19 protein-coding genes and 1 riboswitch are annotated in these 17,961 nt (G+C 41.1%); of the genes, 17 read left to right on the forward strand and 2 right to left on the reverse strand.

Translation table 11 applies throughout. The features are described 5' to 3' along the window. Positions 1 to 105 precede the first annotated feature (105 nt). Complete coding sequence (locus tag NON16_RS13965) at positions 106 to 243, forward strand: hypothetical protein (protein ID WP_257349881.1); 138 nt, start codon at positions 106 to 108, stop codon at positions 241 to 243. A 269-nt stretch (positions 244 to 512) separates the two neighbouring features. On the opposite strand, the gene NON16_RS13970 is transcribed toward NON16_RS13965, so the two are convergent. Then, entirely contained in the window at positions 513 to 1,511 is a 999-nt protein-coding gene (locus NON16_RS13970; RefSeq protein ID WP_257349883.1) for a ketopantoate reductase family protein, read from the reverse strand. Positions 1,512 to 1,761: 250 nt separating this feature from the next. Here NON16_RS13970 and NON16_RS13975 point away from each other — a divergent pair, with 250 nt between their 5' ends. Then, the gene (locus NON16_RS13975; RefSeq protein ID WP_257349885.1) at positions 1,762 to 2,967 is read left to right on the forward strand and encodes a DEAD/DEAH box helicase; all 1,206 of its coding nucleotides are present in this window, start codon (positions 1,762 to 1,764) and stop codon (positions 2,965 to 2,967) included. Between the two features lie 705 nt (positions 2,968 to 3,672). Here the strand turns inward: NON16_RS13975 and NON16_RS13980 are convergent. Beyond that, positions 3,673 to 3,870 (reverse strand): YwbE family protein, encoded by a 198-nt coding sequence (locus NON16_RS13980; RefSeq protein ID WP_257349888.1) that lies wholly within the window; start codon positions 3,868 to 3,870, stop codon positions 3,673 to 3,675. Between the two features lie 310 nt (positions 3,871 to 4,180). Here NON16_RS13980 and NON16_RS13985 point away from each other — a divergent pair, with 310 nt between their 5' ends. From NON16_RS13985 to tenI, 15 genes are all read left to right on the forward strand, one after another. Then, positions 4,181 to 5,092 carry an ABC transporter ATP-binding protein gene (locus tag NON16_RS13985; RefSeq protein ID WP_257349890.1) on the forward strand — a complete coding sequence of 304 codons (912 nt, stop codon included), beginning with the start codon at positions 4,181 to 4,183 and terminating at the stop codon, positions 5,090 to 5,092. Then, positions 5,089 to 5,847: an ABC transporter permease gene (locus tag NON16_RS13990; protein WP_257349893.1), complete on the forward strand. Its 759-nt coding sequence runs from the start codon at positions 5,089 to 5,091 to the stop codon at positions 5,845 to 5,847. Before NON16_RS13985 ends, NON16_RS13990 begins: the two co-directional genes overlap by 4 nt. A gap of 12 nt (positions 5,848 to 5,859) precedes the next feature. After that, complete coding sequence (locus NON16_RS13995) at positions 5,860 to 6,585, forward strand: ABC transporter permease (protein ID WP_257349895.1); 726 nt, start codon at positions 5,860 to 5,862, stop codon at positions 6,583 to 6,585. A gap of 69 nt (positions 6,586 to 6,654) precedes the next feature. Further along, entirely contained in the window at positions 6,655 to 7,389 is a 735-nt protein-coding gene (locus tag NON16_RS14000; protein ID WP_257349898.1) for a response regulator transcription factor, read from the forward strand. Position 7,390: 1 nt separating this feature from the next. Further along, complete coding sequence (locus NON16_RS14005) at positions 7,391 to 8,824, forward strand: sensor histidine kinase (RefSeq protein ID WP_257349900.1); 1,434 nt, start codon at positions 7,391 to 7,393, stop codon at positions 8,822 to 8,824. A gap of 283 nt (positions 8,825 to 9,107) precedes the next feature. Further along, entirely contained in the window at positions 9,108 to 9,449 is a 342-nt protein-coding gene (locus tag NON16_RS14010; RefSeq protein ID WP_257349903.1) for a lmo0954 family membrane protein, read from the forward strand. A gap of 18 nt (positions 9,450 to 9,467) precedes the next feature. Next, complete coding sequence (locus tag NON16_RS14015) at positions 9,468 to 10,124, forward strand: PspA/IM30 family protein (protein ID WP_257349905.1); 657 nt, start codon at positions 9,468 to 9,470, stop codon at positions 10,122 to 10,124. Between the two features lie 105 nt (positions 10,125 to 10,229). Beyond that, positions 10,230 to 10,964 (forward strand): cell wall-active antibiotics response protein LiaF, encoded by a 735-nt coding sequence (gene liaF / locus NON16_RS14020; RefSeq protein WP_257349907.1) that lies wholly within the window; start codon positions 10,230 to 10,232, stop codon positions 10,962 to 10,964. Beyond that, positions 10,961 to 12,013 carry a sensor histidine kinase gene (locus tag NON16_RS14025; RefSeq protein WP_257349910.1) on the forward strand — a complete coding sequence of 351 codons (1,053 nt, stop codon included), beginning with the start codon at positions 10,961 to 10,963 and terminating at the stop codon, positions 12,011 to 12,013. Before liaF ends, NON16_RS14025 begins: the two co-directional genes overlap by 4 nt. Next, positions 12,006 to 12,638 (forward strand): response regulator transcription factor, encoded by a 633-nt coding sequence (locus NON16_RS14030; RefSeq protein WP_257349912.1) that lies wholly within the window; start codon positions 12,006 to 12,008, stop codon positions 12,636 to 12,638. Before NON16_RS14025 ends, NON16_RS14030 begins: the two co-directional genes overlap by 8 nt. 105 nt (positions 12,639 to 12,743) lie before the next feature. Further along, positions 12,744 to 12,850: riboswitch (TPP riboswitch) on the forward strand. 582 nt (positions 12,851 to 13,432) lie between these two features. Beyond that, positions 13,433 to 14,116, forward strand: a complete 684-nt coding sequence (gene tenA / locus NON16_RS14035; RefSeq protein WP_257349915.1) for a thiaminase II — start codon at positions 13,433 to 13,435, stop codon at positions 14,114 to 14,116. Positions 14,117 to 14,166: 50 nt separating this feature from the next. After that, entirely contained in the window at positions 14,167 to 14,748 is a 582-nt protein-coding gene (locus tag NON16_RS14040; protein ID WP_257349917.1) for an ECF transporter S component, read from the forward strand. Between the two features lie 12 nt (positions 14,749 to 14,760). Then, complete coding sequence (locus NON16_RS14045; RefSeq protein ID WP_257349919.1) at positions 14,761 to 16,215, forward strand: ABC transporter ATP-binding protein; 1,455 nt, start codon at positions 14,761 to 14,763, stop codon at positions 16,213 to 16,215. Between the two features lie 11 nt (positions 16,216 to 16,226). Then, entirely contained in the window at positions 16,227 to 17,027 is an 801-nt protein-coding gene (locus NON16_RS14050; RefSeq protein ID WP_257349920.1) for an energy-coupling factor transporter transmembrane component T family protein, read from the forward strand. A gap of 326 nt (positions 17,028 to 17,353) precedes the next feature. After that, the gene (gene tenI / locus NON16_RS14055; protein WP_257349922.1) at positions 17,354 to 17,953 is read left to right on the forward strand and encodes a thiazole tautomerase TenI; all 600 of its coding nucleotides are present in this window, start codon (positions 17,354 to 17,356) and stop codon (positions 17,951 to 17,953) included. Positions 17,954 to 17,961: the final 8 nt, after the last annotated feature.

Here is a 17,961-nt window from a genome sequence, read left to right on the forward strand (position 1 = left end):
TTCTGGGGTTTAACACTTGGAATTAAGGGAATTAATAAATAGGCAAAGGGAAGCTCGGAAAAGTTTGAGACAATGATTCTTAAATGATAGGAGAGTTTGACCGTTATGACTATTACAGACGTTCATATCCAGAACTTGCGAGAAAAAGGGATTGATGTCCAGAAAGTGATTGTCAAATCGCTTAGGCTTGCAAAAAACTATTCAGACAAGATGAAAGAAAATGGAAAGAATTCAGAAAAATAAATAGAGGCACTAGTTTGTCCTTTACGTTCTAGCGTTTGGCAGGTTCGCCGGCGCTTATTTGCTTTGCGGAGAGGAAAGGACTAAAAAAACTAAAGTAAGACTAATAAATTGAACTTCTGAAACACGGTCGCAATTCAGAAAGTATGGTCATGGGTCATAGCTCAGAAAAATACACTCTGGCTGAAAACTCTTTACGTTGACCGATAATACTTGATCTTGGCTTATAAATGAACAAAGCGGAGCACGGTCCGCTTTGAATTGTGCATTATTTATTCAATTCGTTTCAATTTTTCAGAAATGTCCCGAACTTCTTTAGAATTTGATTTAAGTGCAATCCTATCTAGTTGTTTTTTCCCGGTTTCATATGGTTTGATTAATGCATAGAGTGCACGGATTGAAGGAAGTTTAAGTTCTTTTTCTTTTGCCAGATTCAATGCTCCGCCAAGAAGATGCTCAACCTCGAGAGGCAGTCCTTTTTGTTTATCCCGGTGCATGGATGATGTAGCATCGTTTGGAAAGCGGTGGATTTGGACAACCGCATTTTCAATATGCTCTTCGGTTAAACGAATATCATATGCGTTGGCGAGTTCTTTCATTTCATTTAAAACTTCTTGAGCTAATTCGAACGTTGCTTCAGTATCACGGATTTCCCCAATTAAAAGATCGCTGGCAGTAGTTACACCCGAAAATGCGTTAATAAATGTGTATTTGAGCCAGAGTTTGAGTAAGACATCATCGCTTACTAAGCTATTCATGTTCGCTTTTTCAAAGGTATGATGAAGCTGTTCACAAAATTCTACCTGGGAAGAATGGAGGGGGCCGAACGTTAAATCGTGCTGTTCACTTGAGTGGACGACATGTCCCCGCTCATTTAAGGTAGAAATGATGTGGGACAATCCACCTAAGACAGCCTCTTCGCCAAGCTTATCCCGTAATGCATCAATATGCGTAATTCCGTTCAATATTGGTAAAACCTTCGCACCTTTTCGGACGAGTGTTTGTAACGTGGAAAAAAGGTCATCATTCAGATGATAGCTTTTAACAGCGAGAAAAACGAGATCTGCCCGATCAATCTCATCTGCAGTCTTAACAAGTATCGGTTGGCTAATTTTGTAGTCACCCTGTGTACTTTGCACGAGGAGCCCGTTTTCTTTAAGCTGCTCAGCGCGTTGATTTCGGACGAGAAACTGTACATCTAAACCTGCCTCATGCCATCTTGCCCCAAAATAAGCTCCAAGGGCGCCTGCACCAACTATTATTATTTTCATATATTCCACCATCCTTATCCTTTAATAAAATGAAAATTTGGCTAATCACAGATTTCATGTAAAAAGATCTGTATGAAGAAAATTCGATAGGAAATGTGAGATTCCTTCGTTTTTTCAGTGTTAAAGTGTTGATTTCGGACAATCTACTAATGAAAACCTATCTCGATACCTATTCAAGACCGGGATGGTGGTGTAGGATTATAGGAGCGATAAAGATCGTGAACATGGAAATGTATAAGGAGAAAAAATCATGACAATGAATTGGGAATATATATCTTCAACAAAACCATTTATACAACGGGGGTGGGATAAGGCTGGGTTTACGGAACCTACTTCGATTCAAATAAAGTCTGTTCCGCTTATTGTAGAGGGAAAGGACGTCATCGCAGAGTCACCGACTGGTACGGGTAAGACGCTCGCCTACTTACTGCCGATTTTAGAAAGGATTGATCCTGAGAAAAAAGATCCACAGGCATTAATTCTAGCATCGTCACGTGAATTAGTGATGCAAATTTTTGAAGAAATACAGAAGTGGTCAGAGGGAAGCGGGATTAAAGGTGCGTCGTTGATCGGTGGTGCGAACGTGAAGCGACAGCTTGATAAGTTAAAGAAGCAGCATCCGCAGGTAGTCGTTGGGACGCCAGGGCGGGTTGAAGAACTGGTCAAAATGAAAAAGTTGAAAATGCATGAGGTACAAACGGTTGTGTTAGATGAGGTCGACCAATTGCTAGTGCCAGAGCACCTCGGAACAGTCAAATCAATTATCAAATCAACATTGAATGACCGGCAGCTCTTGCTATTTTCTGCAACGTTATCGGATAAAGCTGTCGATGTGGGCAAGGAGTTAACAACGAATCCTGAAGTGATCAAAGTTCAGCGTAATGCACAGCAAAACGCAAATGTGGAGCATTTTTACATTGTAAGTGAGCAAAGAGATAAGATTAAGGTGTTAGAGAAGATTGCAAGAATGGCTGGTGTAACCGCACTAGCTTTTGGAAAGGACATTGGCGAGCTACAGGTTATTGCGGAAAAAATCTCATATAAGCAGGTACCTGTCGGCGTTTTGCATAGTGAGATGAGAAAAGATGAGCGGCAGAAGGCATTAAAGCAATTTCGTGATGGGAAATCCAATTTGCTTCTTGCAACCGATGTTGCTGCAAGAGGTCTAGATATTGAAGGGTTAAGTCATGTCGTTCATATCGATGTTCCTGAAGAGGCAAAGCAATACCTTCATCGTTCAGGAAGAACAGGACGAGCAGGAGCAAGTGGAACAGTCATTTCAATCGTCAACGAACGTGATGAAAGAAATTTGAAAAAGCTCGGACGCGAAATAGGTATAGAGCTTGAACCAAAAACCTTGTATGGCGGGGAAATTGTGGATGCGAGACCTGCTCGTGACCAGTCAATTAAGAACAAACCAAAGGGTCAAGTCCCGAAGAAAAAAACGAAGCGCTAAAGGAAGTTTAGTAAGGGAGAAACGAGGTCACTTCGTTACACCAATTTAAATAATAAGCTGCAACGAATGAATTCATTCGTTGCAGCTTGTTTCATTTTATTTAGAAGGAAAGAGATGCATAGATGTAATGTCTTGCTCCAGGGCCCAACTCCTTGGATCACTTCAGTGAGATTGACGCTACGTTAACATATCTACTAAAACCATTCATATGATTTGGGGTGACGTAATGATTATGATCCAACATTTGTCGAAAAAAACGAATGTTACTACGGGAACTCTAAGGTATTATAAAAAAAGCGAAGAGGTTGGAAGCATTGGAAGAAACAATGCTTCCTTTTTATAAGATCGTCAGGTGGCAGAAGCACCAGGGCTGGCACCAGTGCATTAGGCTTCATTTTCTGCTAGAAACAAAGCTGTTTTTAGGTCCTTTTTACTATGCGTGGCCGAAATATCGGATTCCGTGGCCGATATAATTCAATCCGTGATCGAAATATCATGATCCGTGACCGATATATGATGATCCATGTTGTCAAAGCTTAAATTTTCACGCAGAAAATGAGTGCTATCCCTCGATTTATTCATCACAATACTTCAAGACATAGGTCCGAGCTAAGTATCAGTCTGTTTTAAGGCTTAACCATGCCAAGTATCACTTTACCACAATCCATCATTCTACAATTTTTAAATTAGGTGCTTGTGCTTTTCTTAGTTAGAAAGAATATCTTGAACACGGCCGACTTGTCCATCTTCGAGTCGGACTTTTATACCGTGTGGATGAAAGCTGGATTTTGTTAGAATATCTTTAACGGTACCCTTCGTTTTCGTTCCAGTTCGCTGGTCCTTCTTTAATACGATGTTCACTTCGATTCCAGGCTTGATGTCTTTTCGATTTTGACCATTCATTGTGGATCCTTTCCTTTCTATATACCACGCTCAGTTAATCAAACGTTGATTGAATTTTATAGATCTCCATCCATAGTATACACTTTTCCCCTACTTAAAGAGAACTTAAAGAGAACAATGCTTCGAGTGCGTTTAATATTTACTACTATCACAACTTTGCACCTATTTTTATATTCGAGACAGAAAAACAATAGCCCAACTCGGTAAATACTTCTGCACCTTAAAATTAAGGAAGAATTAAGGTTGGCTGAAAATAGACTTAAGATGCGCTCGTTATAATGAATTTGCAATGATACAGGAGGCGAGCAAAATGAGTAATTATTTAATTGAAACGAATGGACTTATAAAATCATTTGGCAACTTTAAAGCAGTGAACGGAATTGACCTTAAAGTCCCTAAAGGAGAAATTTACGGATTCTTAGGACCGAATGGCGCAGGCAAATCTACGACAATCCGCATGCTACTCGGCTTAATAAAACCAACCCAAGGAATGGTGCAGCTTTTTGGGAGACCATTGAAATCAAATCGACTCGATATTCTTAAAAAGGTTGGATCGATGGTTGAGTCGCCATCGTACTACGGACATCTCTCCGCTTATGAAAACCTAAACATCACTCGAAAAATTTTAGAGCTTCCAAAAAGTGAAGTGGACCGAGTCCTTCAAGTTGTCAGACTAACCGAGGTGAAGGATAAACTCGTGAAAAAGTTTTCACTCGGGATGAAGCAACGTTTAGGAATTGCACAAGCACTTTTAGGAAACCCGGAACTACTCTTACTAGATGAACCGACGAATGGTCTTGATCCTTCCGGAATCCATGAAATTCGTGATTTGATCAAACGTCTACCATTCGAAACAGGGATGACCGTGCTTGTATCAAGTCATATCCTCAGTGAAGTCGAATTAATCGCTGACCAGGTCGGTGTTATACAAAAAGGGGAAATGATCTTTCAAGGAACCCTTCAAGACCTTCGTGTAAAAGGCTCATCGACATTAATAATTGATGCAAATCCTATGGAAAGAGCTCTTGTACACATTGAGCAAATGGGATACACCGTACAAGTTCGTGATGGAAGACTATATATCCCTGAACAAACAGTCGATCCAGCTGAAATGAATAAAAAGCTTGTGATGAACAACATTTCTGTAAGGCACCTGAGTGAGCATCGTGACACACTTGAAGAAATCTTCTTATCTATAACGAGGGAGGATTTGAAACGATGAAACTGGTACAGCTCATCGGCACAGAATTAAGTAAACAGAAGCGAAGTTTTTTATGGCTTTTTCTATTTATCATCCCTTTAGGAACGACAGGTGCGATGCTACTCGATATGGTGATACGTTACGATGATTATTTGTTCCCTAATGCACAGGAAAACGGAATATCGTCTTGGGAAATGCTAATCAATGAAAATCACGGAGTCCTTTCTTGGGGGCTTTTTCTACCGGTATTTGTTGCCGTCATCAGTGCATTCATCCATCAAAATGAATCAAAAGTCGATAATTGGAAGAACCTTCTTAGTCTTCCGGTTACAAGAGGATCCGTACTTCTATCAAAATATTTGATCATATTGGTTTTCGGATGGTTGTTGGTTTTATTTAATGCACTAGGTCTTATTCTGGTCGGAAAATTAACTGGGTTTCCAGAGTCGGTCAGCTTTGAACTGTTCGGTCGTTACGTTTTGTTTCAGTTTATTAGCTTATTAGCGATAGCAGCGATTCAAAACCTGTTGAATGTGATTATGAAAAATCCGATATTCCCTGTGGTGGTTGCGTTTGTTGGAATGATTGTGTCCGGTATTCTCATGTATCAACATCAACAGATAGGTAAGTTTTTCCCCTTTCTTTACCCATATATCGCAGGGGATTTAGGGAAGTTCGGTTTTAATCCTGACATCGCAATTAGTGGTGGTCTTATTTACGGTGCAATTGTATTCATGGTCGGACTTTTTGTATTTAATAAAAAGGATATTGTATAAGGAGGAAGGAACATGATTAAAGCATTACACATTGAATTTTTAAAAATCAAACGATCGAAACTACTCATTCTTGCTACCTTTCTTCCTTTGTTTGCGGCTTTACAAGGGGGACTGTTTGCAGTAGATATGAAAGGTAAGGAGGAGGACTTGTGGCATTTTGTTTACCTCGGTGCCATGACTCAGTTTTCCTGGTTCATTTTTCCCCTATTAATAACGATTATATTGTCCATTATTGCTAGAATCGAACATCATCATGATGGCTGGAAACAGTTGTTTTCCTTACCGGTTGAACGGGAAAATGTTTATTTTTCAAAGCTCTTAATCGGTTTCGCATTAATCATTTATAGTGTCATCGTGTATACAGTAGGGTTGATTATAGCTGGTATTAGCGTGGGGGCCGATTCATCGATACCTTATGATATGATAGTACAAAGACCATTTTTGGTAATTGTTGCATCCTTGCCGATTATCGCGATTCAATTTTATGTAAGCATGCGCTTTTCCCATGTAGGGGTACCACTTATGGTAGGTATAGGTCTTGCGTTACCATCGATGTTAATTGCGAATTCGGCTAAGTACTGGATCTATTATCCGTGGACGTATCCGATTACCTCTGCACTTACAGATACTTTTGGTCCCTTGGGAAAAGCAGAAATCATGTATACGGTTTGTGGCCTATCGTTCGTAGTAATCACAGCAATCGGTCTAATCCAGTTTCGAACAAAGGATATTATTTAATAAACCACACGTTCAAAAAGCCGAAGAATTTGTATACTTGTAACTTCCTCTAAAAGAATAGGTGAGTACATGTTTAATATGGAAGGCATTACGGATAAAAAAATACTTCTAGTCGATGATGAAGAAGATATTGTAAACATGCTAGAAACAGTTTTATATAAAGAAGGGTTTCGCACGATTTATAAAGCGATGGAAGGTCTTGACGCCGTTCAACTGTGTAAGGAAAAGAACCCAGACCTAATCGTATTGGATATTATGCTTCCCGATATCGATGGACTTGAGGTTTGCAGGCGCATCCGGGAATTCAGCTATGCACCGATTATCTTTTTATCGGTAAAAACGGATGATGTCGACAAGTTGCTTGGGCTTGGAATTGGCGGGGATGACTACGTGACAAAGCCTTTCAGCCCTAAGGAAGTTGCATTTCGGATAAAAGCGCAATTTCGTCGTACTCAATACTTGGGAAATAGGATTACAACGAAGCCGTCTATACCAACACCACCAAAGGTGGGTCCGATTGAAATAGATCCTAATAAAGGTGAAGTTACGTTGGACGGAAAGCTTGTGACATTAACGGCAAAGGAGTATCAGCTGCTTCTTTACATGGCTGAGAATACTAATCGAATTTTGAGTAAACAGAGAATTTGTGAGCAAGTGTGGGGCGAGGATTATCTAGGTTATGACAACACGATCATGGTCCACATCCGTCATTTGCGAGAAAAGTTAGAGGCTGATCCGGGCAAACCTATTTTTATTAAGACGATAAAAGGACTTGGATACAAGCTGACGACAAGGGGTGAGTAGCATGAAGTGGAGACTAACGAGAAGGTTTTTGACCGCGATCATCATCACGATCATCATCTCCTTCGTCTGCTTTATGCTACTTGTTTTTTATTTGTTTTATATGAGTAAAACGGAGAACTCTGAGGTTCTGTTAAGTGTAGATGCACCAAGTATTACGATTGAGTTTGGTGAGAACATCCAGTTCCGTGATGGTGAGGTTTTTATTGAAGAAAGTAAGCTCGCTGAACTGAAAGACTACAATAGCTGGATTCAGGTGCTTGATGAGAATGGAAATGCGATTTACGGCCGTTATCAGCCTGAAGAAGCACCTGCTCATTACACACCTGGAAAGCTAATATTTTACCATAAATACACAGGGGCAATTGATGGATATACAATCTTTGTAGGTATTGCTGACAGAGGAGAACGAGAGTTCAGTTATGTCATGGGTTTTCCTGAACAAAATGTCGCAAAAGCCAGCTACCTTTTCAGTCCAGATACGTTTCTAAGCGACTTGAACAAGCTATTTTTCGGTATGTTACTCGTAATCCTTGTGTTTGCGCTATTAATCGGGTATTTTTCCAGTTCTAAACTTGTTAGCCCGATTTTAAAAGTGATTAACGCGATTCAAAATTTAGCAAAAGGATATTACTTGAACCGTTATGCAGATAAAGGGATTTTCCGTGATGTACATATGAGTCTGAACGAACTTGGTGAAACGTTGCAATCTAACGAATTGGAACGGAAAAAGATTGATAGAATGCGTGAGGAATGGATAGCGAATATTACCCATGACTTGAGAACACCGCTATCTTCAATTAAAGGGTATTCCGAAATTATATTGGATCCTGATTATGAGTTAAGTACAGAAGAACGAGAAAAATACGTGAAAATCATTTTAAAGAAATCGAACTACATGGAGAACTTGACGGAAGATCTTAAGCTGACGTACCAGTTGAAAAATGAACTTGTAACGTTGGAAGTGCAGCCAGTAAATGTTGTTGAGGTCGTCCGGGAAACTGTTATTGATATTTTAAACCATCCTGAACACGAACTATCGCAAATTGATTTTCAGCCAACAGAGAAAAGTATTGTGTTAAACATCGATCGGAAGCTGTTACAACGTGCGATTTCGAATTTAATCTATAATGCCATTGTTCATAATCCGAAAGGGACCGAGGTTCATGTGTATATGAAAGATGGACCAGTGATTGAGATAGAGGATCATGGGCGAGGGATTCCCAAACCTGAGGTGGACCGACTTTTCGATCGTTACTATCGTGGAACGAATACTGGTGAAGCTCATAAAGGAACGGGACTCGGGATGGCAATTGCAAAACAGATCATCGAAGCCCACGGCGGAACAATTGAAGTTGAAAGTACGCTTTATAAGGGAACGTTGATCCGGATTGATCTTACAGAAATGAAGAAAGTTCATTGCGGTAAAATGGTTTAAAAGAAGAAGGTAGGTCTGTTTTTTTTCCGCTTGTTATATACACACTTATAATTTAAAAGAGGATTGGCCCGGGATCATGCTTATATTTGCATGATCTCGGGCTTTTACACGTTAAGAAAGTATAAAAATACTTTCTATAAAGGTCGCTAAAAGATGCGTCATTGAACAAGCCTTACGAACTACTACGCCTCAAGTCTTAGAGAAAGTTAAAGCGGAGGCTCCTTATAGGAGAACGGGTTTGAAGGTACGATAGATACATGAAGTAAAAGGAGGGAAAGAAGCAATGAAAAAGTTTGGATTAATCGTTCTTGGTGGGATTGCTGCCATCGTGTTACTTGCAAATCTCGGTCCAATGATCGGACTCGCAATCAGCCTAGCGATTCTCTATTTTTCCATTAAGCAATATATGAAGACGGATTCGACTGGCGCTAAAGTCGGTTGGGCGATCGTAGGGTTGGTGGCATTGGCTATAACTGCTACGAACGTTCCGGCAGTTCTTGGAATTGCAGCATTGTACATTCTTTACGTCGTGTACAAAAACTGGAACAAGAAAGATGAAGTGGTAAAAGAAGACAACGATCCATTTACGAATTTTGAACGTCAATGGGCAGACCTTAATCGATAATTAAAGGAGAGATTAATAATGGCAAATTTATTCAAACGTTTAAAAAACTCGCTTGAGGCGGATTTTCACGAAATGCTTGATTCTAAAGAACAAAAAAACCCGATTGCATTATTAAACCAATATTTACGGGAATGTGAGCAAGAAGTTGAGAGGGTTCGAAAGCTTGTCGAACGTCAATACTTGTTAAAAGAGGAGTTCACGCGAGAGCACAATCAAGCATACGAACTTGCAGCGAAGCGTAAGCGTCAAGCGGAAATCGCTTCGAATGCTGGAGAGATTGAGCTTCATCAATTTGCGATTCAGGAACAGAACCAATATGAGGAACGAACTGACCGCTTAAAAGAATCTCGTGATCAAGCCATTCAACAGCTGGACGAACTTGAGCAAAAATACGAGGAAATGAAGCATAAGCTCAAGGATATGCACATCAAGCGAATGGAGTTGATGGGAAGGGAAAACATGACTCGTGCCCACCATAAAATGAACACCGTGCTTGATTCTACGAAGTATTCAAACAAGCCATTCTCCCGTTTTGAGGAAATGGAGAATTACCTAGATCGCCTCGAGCATCAAGTGAATACGGGTTATCATCGCCACACGATTGATGCTCGAATTACCCAGATTGAAAAAGCGTCTTCGAAAAAAGAAGAGGAAAGTTCAGCTACAACAGTATAATCAATATCTGGTATGATAATAAGGCGTAGTTCTCTACGCCTTTTCCATATATAAAATGCGCGTTTTCTAAACAACATTGTAAAATAAAGAGAGAGGAGGGTCCTTATGTTCAACAAATCAAGAACAGATGTCATCAGCTGGTTTCTTGTAATCGGTGTGCTCCTTTTATTATTGGAGATGTCGTTTCACGGCGGGGGCCCCATCTTCTTTTTTGTCATCACAATTGGCTTTATTTATATCGGTCGGAAACGCTACCATCGTACGTTTGGAAAATTGTTTTTCTGGGGTGGGACGGTCGGGTTTATTTTCACAATTTTAAATACGATTGCCTTTCGATTTCTCATATTTGCAGTTCTGATTTATGTCATTATTCTTTTTGCAAAATCGAAACAACAGCCTTCGCATATTACACCAGATTTTTCAAAGAAAGATTCGGATCTCGTAGGGGAAACGGTCTATCGTAGAAAACCTATCTTGCAAAACATGATTTTCGGTCGTCAAGCTACGCCTGAAGCTGCTTACGAATGGGATGATCTTAATATTCAATGCGGAATCGGTGATACGGTAATCGATTTAAGTAACACGGTTTTGCCTAAAGGTGAATCGGTCATTCTCGTCCGCAGTTTTATCGGCAATGTAAGGATTCTCGTCCCATATGAGGTCGAGGTAAGCGTTAGCCATTCGGTACTTGCCGGTTCAAGTGAGATCTTCGATAAGAAGGAAGAAAAGATTTTGAATCAAAGCCTTTTATACCGGACCGATGGATACGAAGAGGCAACTCATAAAATGAAAATCATCACCTCCATGACGGTCGGGGACCTTGGGGTGAAGCGGATATGAGCATCGTACAACGACAAATCATATTCGGTCTTTCCGTTTCGTTCACTGTCCTGATCCAGTTCTCGGCTGTCTTTTTTTACACATATCCATTAGGTGAGTGGTCGCAGCTATGGCAACGGGAGGTATTCGATCTTCCGTTTATTCTCGTTGTACCGGTCTTGAGTGTTATGGCTGGCCTTGTCTTTGGCATATCTTCAGGCTTTTATTGGCGGAAAAATTTCGATCAACTGGTGGGCGGGCTGAATCAACTTCATAGGGGTCGAACTCTCAATCCTGTGGAAAATGGAGTGATGAAAACACAAGAGCTCGAACAGATCTGGAACCAGCTTGAAAAAGTACAGCATCATATCGCAGAGCAAACGAAGCTCTCACAAAAGCTTGCCAATCAGAAGGCTGAGGATCAGGAAAAGCAGATTCAGAAAATCATTTCACAGGAGCGAAATCGGCTGGCGCGTGAGTTGCATGATTCAGTAAGTCAGCAGCTTTTTGCCGCGTCGATGCTTATGTCGGCGGTGAACGAAGCAAGTGATGAGGAATCTGACAATAAACGAAAGCAACTACAGCTTGTCGAGGAAATGATTCACCAGTCCCAGCTGGAAATGAGAGCATTGCTATTGCATCTCCGCCCTGTTGCGTTAAAAGGAAAGTCCCTGAAGGAAGGGGTCGAGGAGCTGCTTAAGGAACTAGTTCATAAGGTTCCGATTGAAATTGAATGGAAGGTCGAGGAACTGAAACTTGAAAAAGGCATCGAAGACCATCTGTTTCGTATTTTACAGGAGTCAGTATCGAATACGTTAAGACATGCAAAAGCTAATTCGTTAAACGTATTATGTATTCAACGCGATGATATCGTCCGATTACGAGTAGAAGATGATGGTGTTGGTTTTAAAATAGACGAGGCAAAAACGGGATCATACGGATTACAAAATATGCATGAACGGGCCGTTGAGCTTGGCGGCACGATGAAAATTGTCAGTGTTCCAAATAAAGGGACACGTCTTGAAGTTACGATACCAGTGATTCGAGAGGAGGAAGCAGGTGATGATTAGAGTCGTATTTGCGGATGATCACGAAATGGTACGGATTGGCGTTTCTTCATACCTTTCCAATCAGCCGGATATTGAGGTAGTTGGTGAGGCGAGTGACGGTGGCGAAGCAGTGGATATGGTACTTGAACTGCGGCCGGATGTCATTCTAATGGATCTTGTAATGAAGGAAATGGATGGTATTGAAGCAACGAAACAAATTACATCTGAATGGCCAGAAGCAAAAATAATTATTGTGACAAGTTTTCTCGATGACGAAAAGGTCTATCCAGCGTTGGAAAGCGGTGCGACGAGCTATATGCTGAAGACGTCGAAAGCGAGTGAAATTGCCAAAGCTGTGCGGGCGACTTTTGACGGCCAAACCGTATTAGAGCCTGAAGTAACTGGTAAAATGATGACGAAAATGCGACAAGGGAATAAGCGTCCAGCACATGAAGAACTAACGGGGCGCGAACTTGAAATCCTCATGCTGATTACAGAAGGAAAGACGAACCAAGAGATTGCTGATGAATTGATCATAGCATTGAAAACTGTGAAAACGCATGTAAGCAATATTCTCGATAAGTTGGACGTTCAAGACCGCACCCAAGCTGTCATCTATGCTTTTAAAAATTCGCTTGTAAAATGATCAGGTCGAAAGGTGATTTTACAATAAAGGGATTTTTCCAATGCAAATCTGTTTGACAAATCCTAAAATCATGATACGATAGCAACGAAAAATAAAATTTAATAGACGATCCACTAGGGGGGCCTTTATAAGGCTGAGATTAAAGTTCGACTTTAAGACCCTTAGAACCTGAACTGGCTCATACCAGCGTAGGGAAGTGGTGATTTGCAGGCTACATAAATTACCAACGTGCCTATAAATGACAACCACTTTCCTTACGAAACAAGGAAAGTGGTTTTTTTAATACCTTTGAAAATAGAACTTTTCATACAAAAGTATTATTAGCGGAGGGGGGAGGGTTTTACTGAGGCGGTGATAATTCGAGTTTGACTAGTTTGAGGGTTTGTTTTGACTACTTGAGTACTTTTCTGACTAATTAATTGCAACCTTTGATAAATTGAGTGCTGGTTACAACAATATGCCCTCATTTACTTGTTAAAGCTACATTTCAGAAAAAAATTCTTGGAATATAACCCGAATTCGACATTTTTCAGCCAAGTTTTTGATTTATGAGCCGAATTCGACATTTATCAGCCGAAATCAGAGTTTATCAGCCAAGATTTCGATTTATCAGCCAAACTCGGAATATATCAGCCAAGAATCTGATTTATCAGCTAAACTCAGAATATATCAGCCAAGTTTCCGATTTATCAGCCAAACCTCAGATTCACCTTCAGTACTACAATCTTTTGGCGGTATCCGAAAGTAATCATCGAACAGAGTGGATCGTATTTTACAAAAAGGGAGAGGGTCAAATGTTATTTTCACAGCAAATTAGAAAAGAAGCGGATCGGATCTGGGAGGCGAGCTTTGAACATCCTTTCGTTAAAGGAATTGGAGACGGAACACTTCCACTCGAAAAATTCCGCTATTACGTACTTCAAGATTCATATTATTTATCCCATTTTGCAAGAGTTCAAGCCCTTGGCGCGGTAAAGGCGACGGACCTAAAAACGACGGCGAGTATGGCGGCCCATGCACAAGGGACATCTGAAGCCGAACTATCACTGCATGAGAATTTTTCAAAAATGCTTGGTATTACGGACGATGAGAAAGCTAACTTCAAACCTGCTCCAACTGCATATGCATACACGTCTCATATGTATCGTTCTGCACATAATGGGCATCTTGGGGACATTATCGCAGCGATTTTACCATGTTACTGGCTCTATTATGAAATTGGTGAACGTCTCAAGGCTTCAAAACCTGAGGAGCCGATTTACCAGGAATGGATTGCGGCATACGGTGGGGAATGGTTCCGTGAACTAGTTGAGGAGCAAATTAATCGCCTAGATGAAATTGCTGCAAAAGTAACAGAGGAAGATCGTGAACGAATGAAGCAACACTTCATTATCAGCAGTCAGTATGAGCTTAGTTTTTGGGAGATGGCATATACACTCGAGTCATGGCAGTTTAGCCTAACAACCACAAAAGCATAACGTACTTTTTTACGAAAATCAGCTCGGCTCAACGGGAGGGGAAATTAACCATGTCTAGAGGATTAAAATTAACAGATGTTTTGGTAACCATCGTTATTTCAATCGTTTTTGGAATCGTATATAAGTTATGGGGACCACTTTATTATTTAGTAAAACCGTTTGGGATTCAGCTCGATCAGCTCATTTATGGAATGTGGTTTATCGCAGCAATCGTAGCATTTCTTATTATTCGTAAGCCAGGCGTGGCATTACTTGCAGAAATCGCAGCTTCATCTGGAGAATTTTTATTAGGATCTGAATTTGGACTTGAAGTGCTCCTATACGGGGTCGTTCAAGGATTATTTGCCGAAATTGTCTTTATGGCAGCGAGATACAAACGTTTTGATGTTGCCATCGTATCGTTTGCGGCACTCAGTTCTGGAGTCGGTTCACTCATTTTTGATTATTACAAAGGATACATTGGCGATCTCGCCGTTTGGAACCTTAGCCTGATGGTCGGATTCCGTCTTATTGGCTCGATCTTGATTGCCGGTGTCGGTGGATATTATCTTGTAAAAGCGCTTGAGGCAACTGGTGTAACAAACTTAGTTAGGCCAACGACAAAGCAAGATTATGATGCACTTGATCAGTAATGAGGTGATCCAATGACGAATAGGCACATTGCAGCTAGTGTGACAAACTTGAGGCTTAAGTTCCCTGATGATCCACAGTTGAGGTTTAAAGATTTGTCGATCTCATTTGAAAAAGGTGAAAAGGTGCTTCTGCTAGGGCCTTCAGGGTGCGGGAAGTCGACGTTTCTTCAAGTTCTATCCGGGTTGATTCCAAGTTCCATTGAAGTTCCGGTTAAGACGGAGGATATACAGTTGCCACAGTCTTGGGGATATGTTTTTCAGGATCCCGACACGCAATTTTGTATGCCCTATGTTGACGAGGAGATTGCTTTTGTTTTGGAAAACCTGTGTGTACCCCGACAAGAGATGCCTACTCGAATTAAAGCCCTTTTAGCTGAGGTCGGCTTAACGTTTGATGATCTTCATACGAACATTCAGACGTTATCAGGTGGCATGAAACAGCGGCTTGCAATCGCGTCGGTGCTTGCGCTTGAACCGGATGTCCTATTTTTAGATGAACCGACGGCAATGCTCGATCCAGAAGGCTCGAAGTCGATTTGGGATACGGTGAAAAATGTGAGCGATGAGAAGACACTGCTTATCGTTGAGCATAAACTCGAACATGTTCTGGACCTCGTTGAACGAATTGTTTTGTTCAATCAGAATGGTGAAATAATCGCAGACGGGGAGAAGGGATACATTCTTACGCACTATAAGAGTACGCTGAAGGAACACGGTGTCTGGTACCCTGGCGTATGGGAGGATTATCTTCGTTCGCGAACGAAACCCTTGATGAATGATCCCCGCGCTGAAATCGTGTTTGATTTGCAAGGTTTTCAAGGATTACGAAAGAAGGACCCCGCAATCACGGTACCATCCGCGACTATTACTACGGGTGAATGGATCACGATAACAGGAGCGAATGGGGCAGGAAAATCGACCCTTTTGCTGTCACTCATGCAATTTTTAAAAACAAAGGGGACATACACGCTTTTCGGCAATTCAGTAAAAAAGACGAGGAATGTAACGGAGTATTTGACGTTTGTGTTCCAGAATCCTGAGTTTCAGTTTGTCACAAATACGGTCTATGATGAGGTCGCTTATGCGTTGAGGATTGAACAAATGGATGAGCAGTTTATTGAGGAAAAAGTCAATGAACGCTTGGAATGCTTTGGGTTAAATGGATTACGCAAACATCATCCTTATCAATTGTCAATCGGTCAAAAGCGGAGATTAAGTGTCGCGGCGTCTATCATTAAAAACCCGCCGGTGCTTTTGCTCGATGAACCGACGTTTGGGCAGGATTCGCGGAATACATTCGCGTTGCTTGAGATGCTTGAGGAATACCGTGTAAATGGGACAACGATTTTAATGGTGACCCATGATGAAGAGATCGTGAAGCATTTTGCGACCCGTGTTTGGAAAATTGATGACGGTCAACTAACGAGCGATTATTTTAACGTAGAAAAAGAATTGGTCAACGCTTAGGGGTGGCAGAAATGAACCTTGATTTAACGATTAAAAAAACGTGGTTATACAAAATTAACCCGAGTTTGAAGCTTCTGGTAATGGTGCTATTGTTTATCGGTGTTTTGTTTGTGCATCAGTTGAACATGATCGTGTATGGCACTCTTTCCGCCTTATTGTTGCTTATTCTTTTCTCCGGACATCCGCCGAAACGTCTTGCCCTTTTATCGATTCCATTTATCATTGTCTTCGTATCTACAGCATCATCAATGATTTTGTTTGGAAAAGGGGACACGACCTGGTTTAAATGGGGGCTTATTCATATTACAGAAGAAAGCTTTTATAGGGGGATTCACCTTGGGTTTCGTGCACTTGTATTTGCGACACTCGGGTTAACGTTCTCTTTAACGACACGGCCGGTTTATTTATTTTATTCGCTTATGCAGCAGGTGAAATTGAATCCGAAATACGCCTATAGCTTCATGGCAGGCTTTCGGTTGATTCCGATTATGATTGAGGAATTTCAAACGATCCGTAACGCTATGGTCGTCCGAGGTGTTCAGCAGCAAAAGGGAATCCGGAGTTTTTATTTTAAGCTGAAGTCGTATTCGATTCCGTTATTATCTCAAAGTATCCGGAGGGCACATCGTATTGCGGTTGCGATGGAAGCGAAGCGTTTTTCAGAAGTGAAAAAGCGTACATTCTACTATAAAATCGGATTTTCAGGGTATGATGTGGTGTTTATCGTAAGCTGGGTTTTTCTTATCGGGGCTGCCTACTATCTATCACTCAATGTACCAATCTTACCAACAGGGGACGTACGTTACGAATGATCCGTATTTATAGGACTAGGTAAGTACGTTTCGAGTTGTGCTCGTATTTTCCAAGTTACGCTCGTATTTCTCGAGTTGTACTCGTATTTTCCGAGTTACGCTCGTATTTCTCGAGTTGTGCTTGTATTTTCCAAGTTACGATCGTATTTCTCGAGTTGTGCTCGAATTTTCTCCGAGTCACGATCGTATTTACGCATTTAGCCCTGTATTTTTAAAATTTGACCTGTAAATGTGCCTCATATTTTCGAAAGTTCGGAAAATATCTCTCGAAATAGGACATATTACGCAAATTAAACTGATTTTCAGATATCAAAGGTGGGAATCTTATGGTTTTGCATGTTGTTTCGACAGGAAGGCAATCGATTGAAGAGTTCGTAGGCATTTCGACTCGTATCCATCCGTATGTCGATACAATCCATATTCGTGAAAAACATCGCTCAGCAAAGGAAATCGCCGGCATCATCGATAGGCTAACAATCGAGCAACAAGTCCCTCGTCAGAAAATTATCGTCAATGATCGGGTTGATGTTGCTTTCGCTAAACAAACGAAGGGCGTTCAACTCGCTCACCATAGTCTGGACGTACGAACTGTTCGGTACATGTTCCCAAAACTGGAGATTGGTTGTTCAGTGCACTCACCAGATGAGGCGGTGAACGCGGAAAGAAACGGTGCCAGCTATCTCATATATGGCCACATTTTTGAGACGAACTCAAAGCCAGACCTTACTCCACATGGTATAGTGAATTTAGAAACTGTCTGCGAAACTAGCAAACTTCCGGTCATCGCGATCGGCGGTATCCGACCCGATAATGTAAAAGAAGTCCTCAATGCCGGGGCAAGTGGAATTGCAGTTATGTCAGGCGTGTTTGAGGCAAAGGATCCATTGCGTGCTGTGCAAAATTATTATTCTGCTTTACATTCATAGGAGGTGCC

This window comes from Pseudalkalibacillus decolorationis (assembly GCF_024609785.1).
Taxonomy (GTDB): Bacteria; Bacillota; Bacilli; order Bacillales; family Fictibacillaceae; genus Pseudalkalibacillus; species Pseudalkalibacillus decolorationis.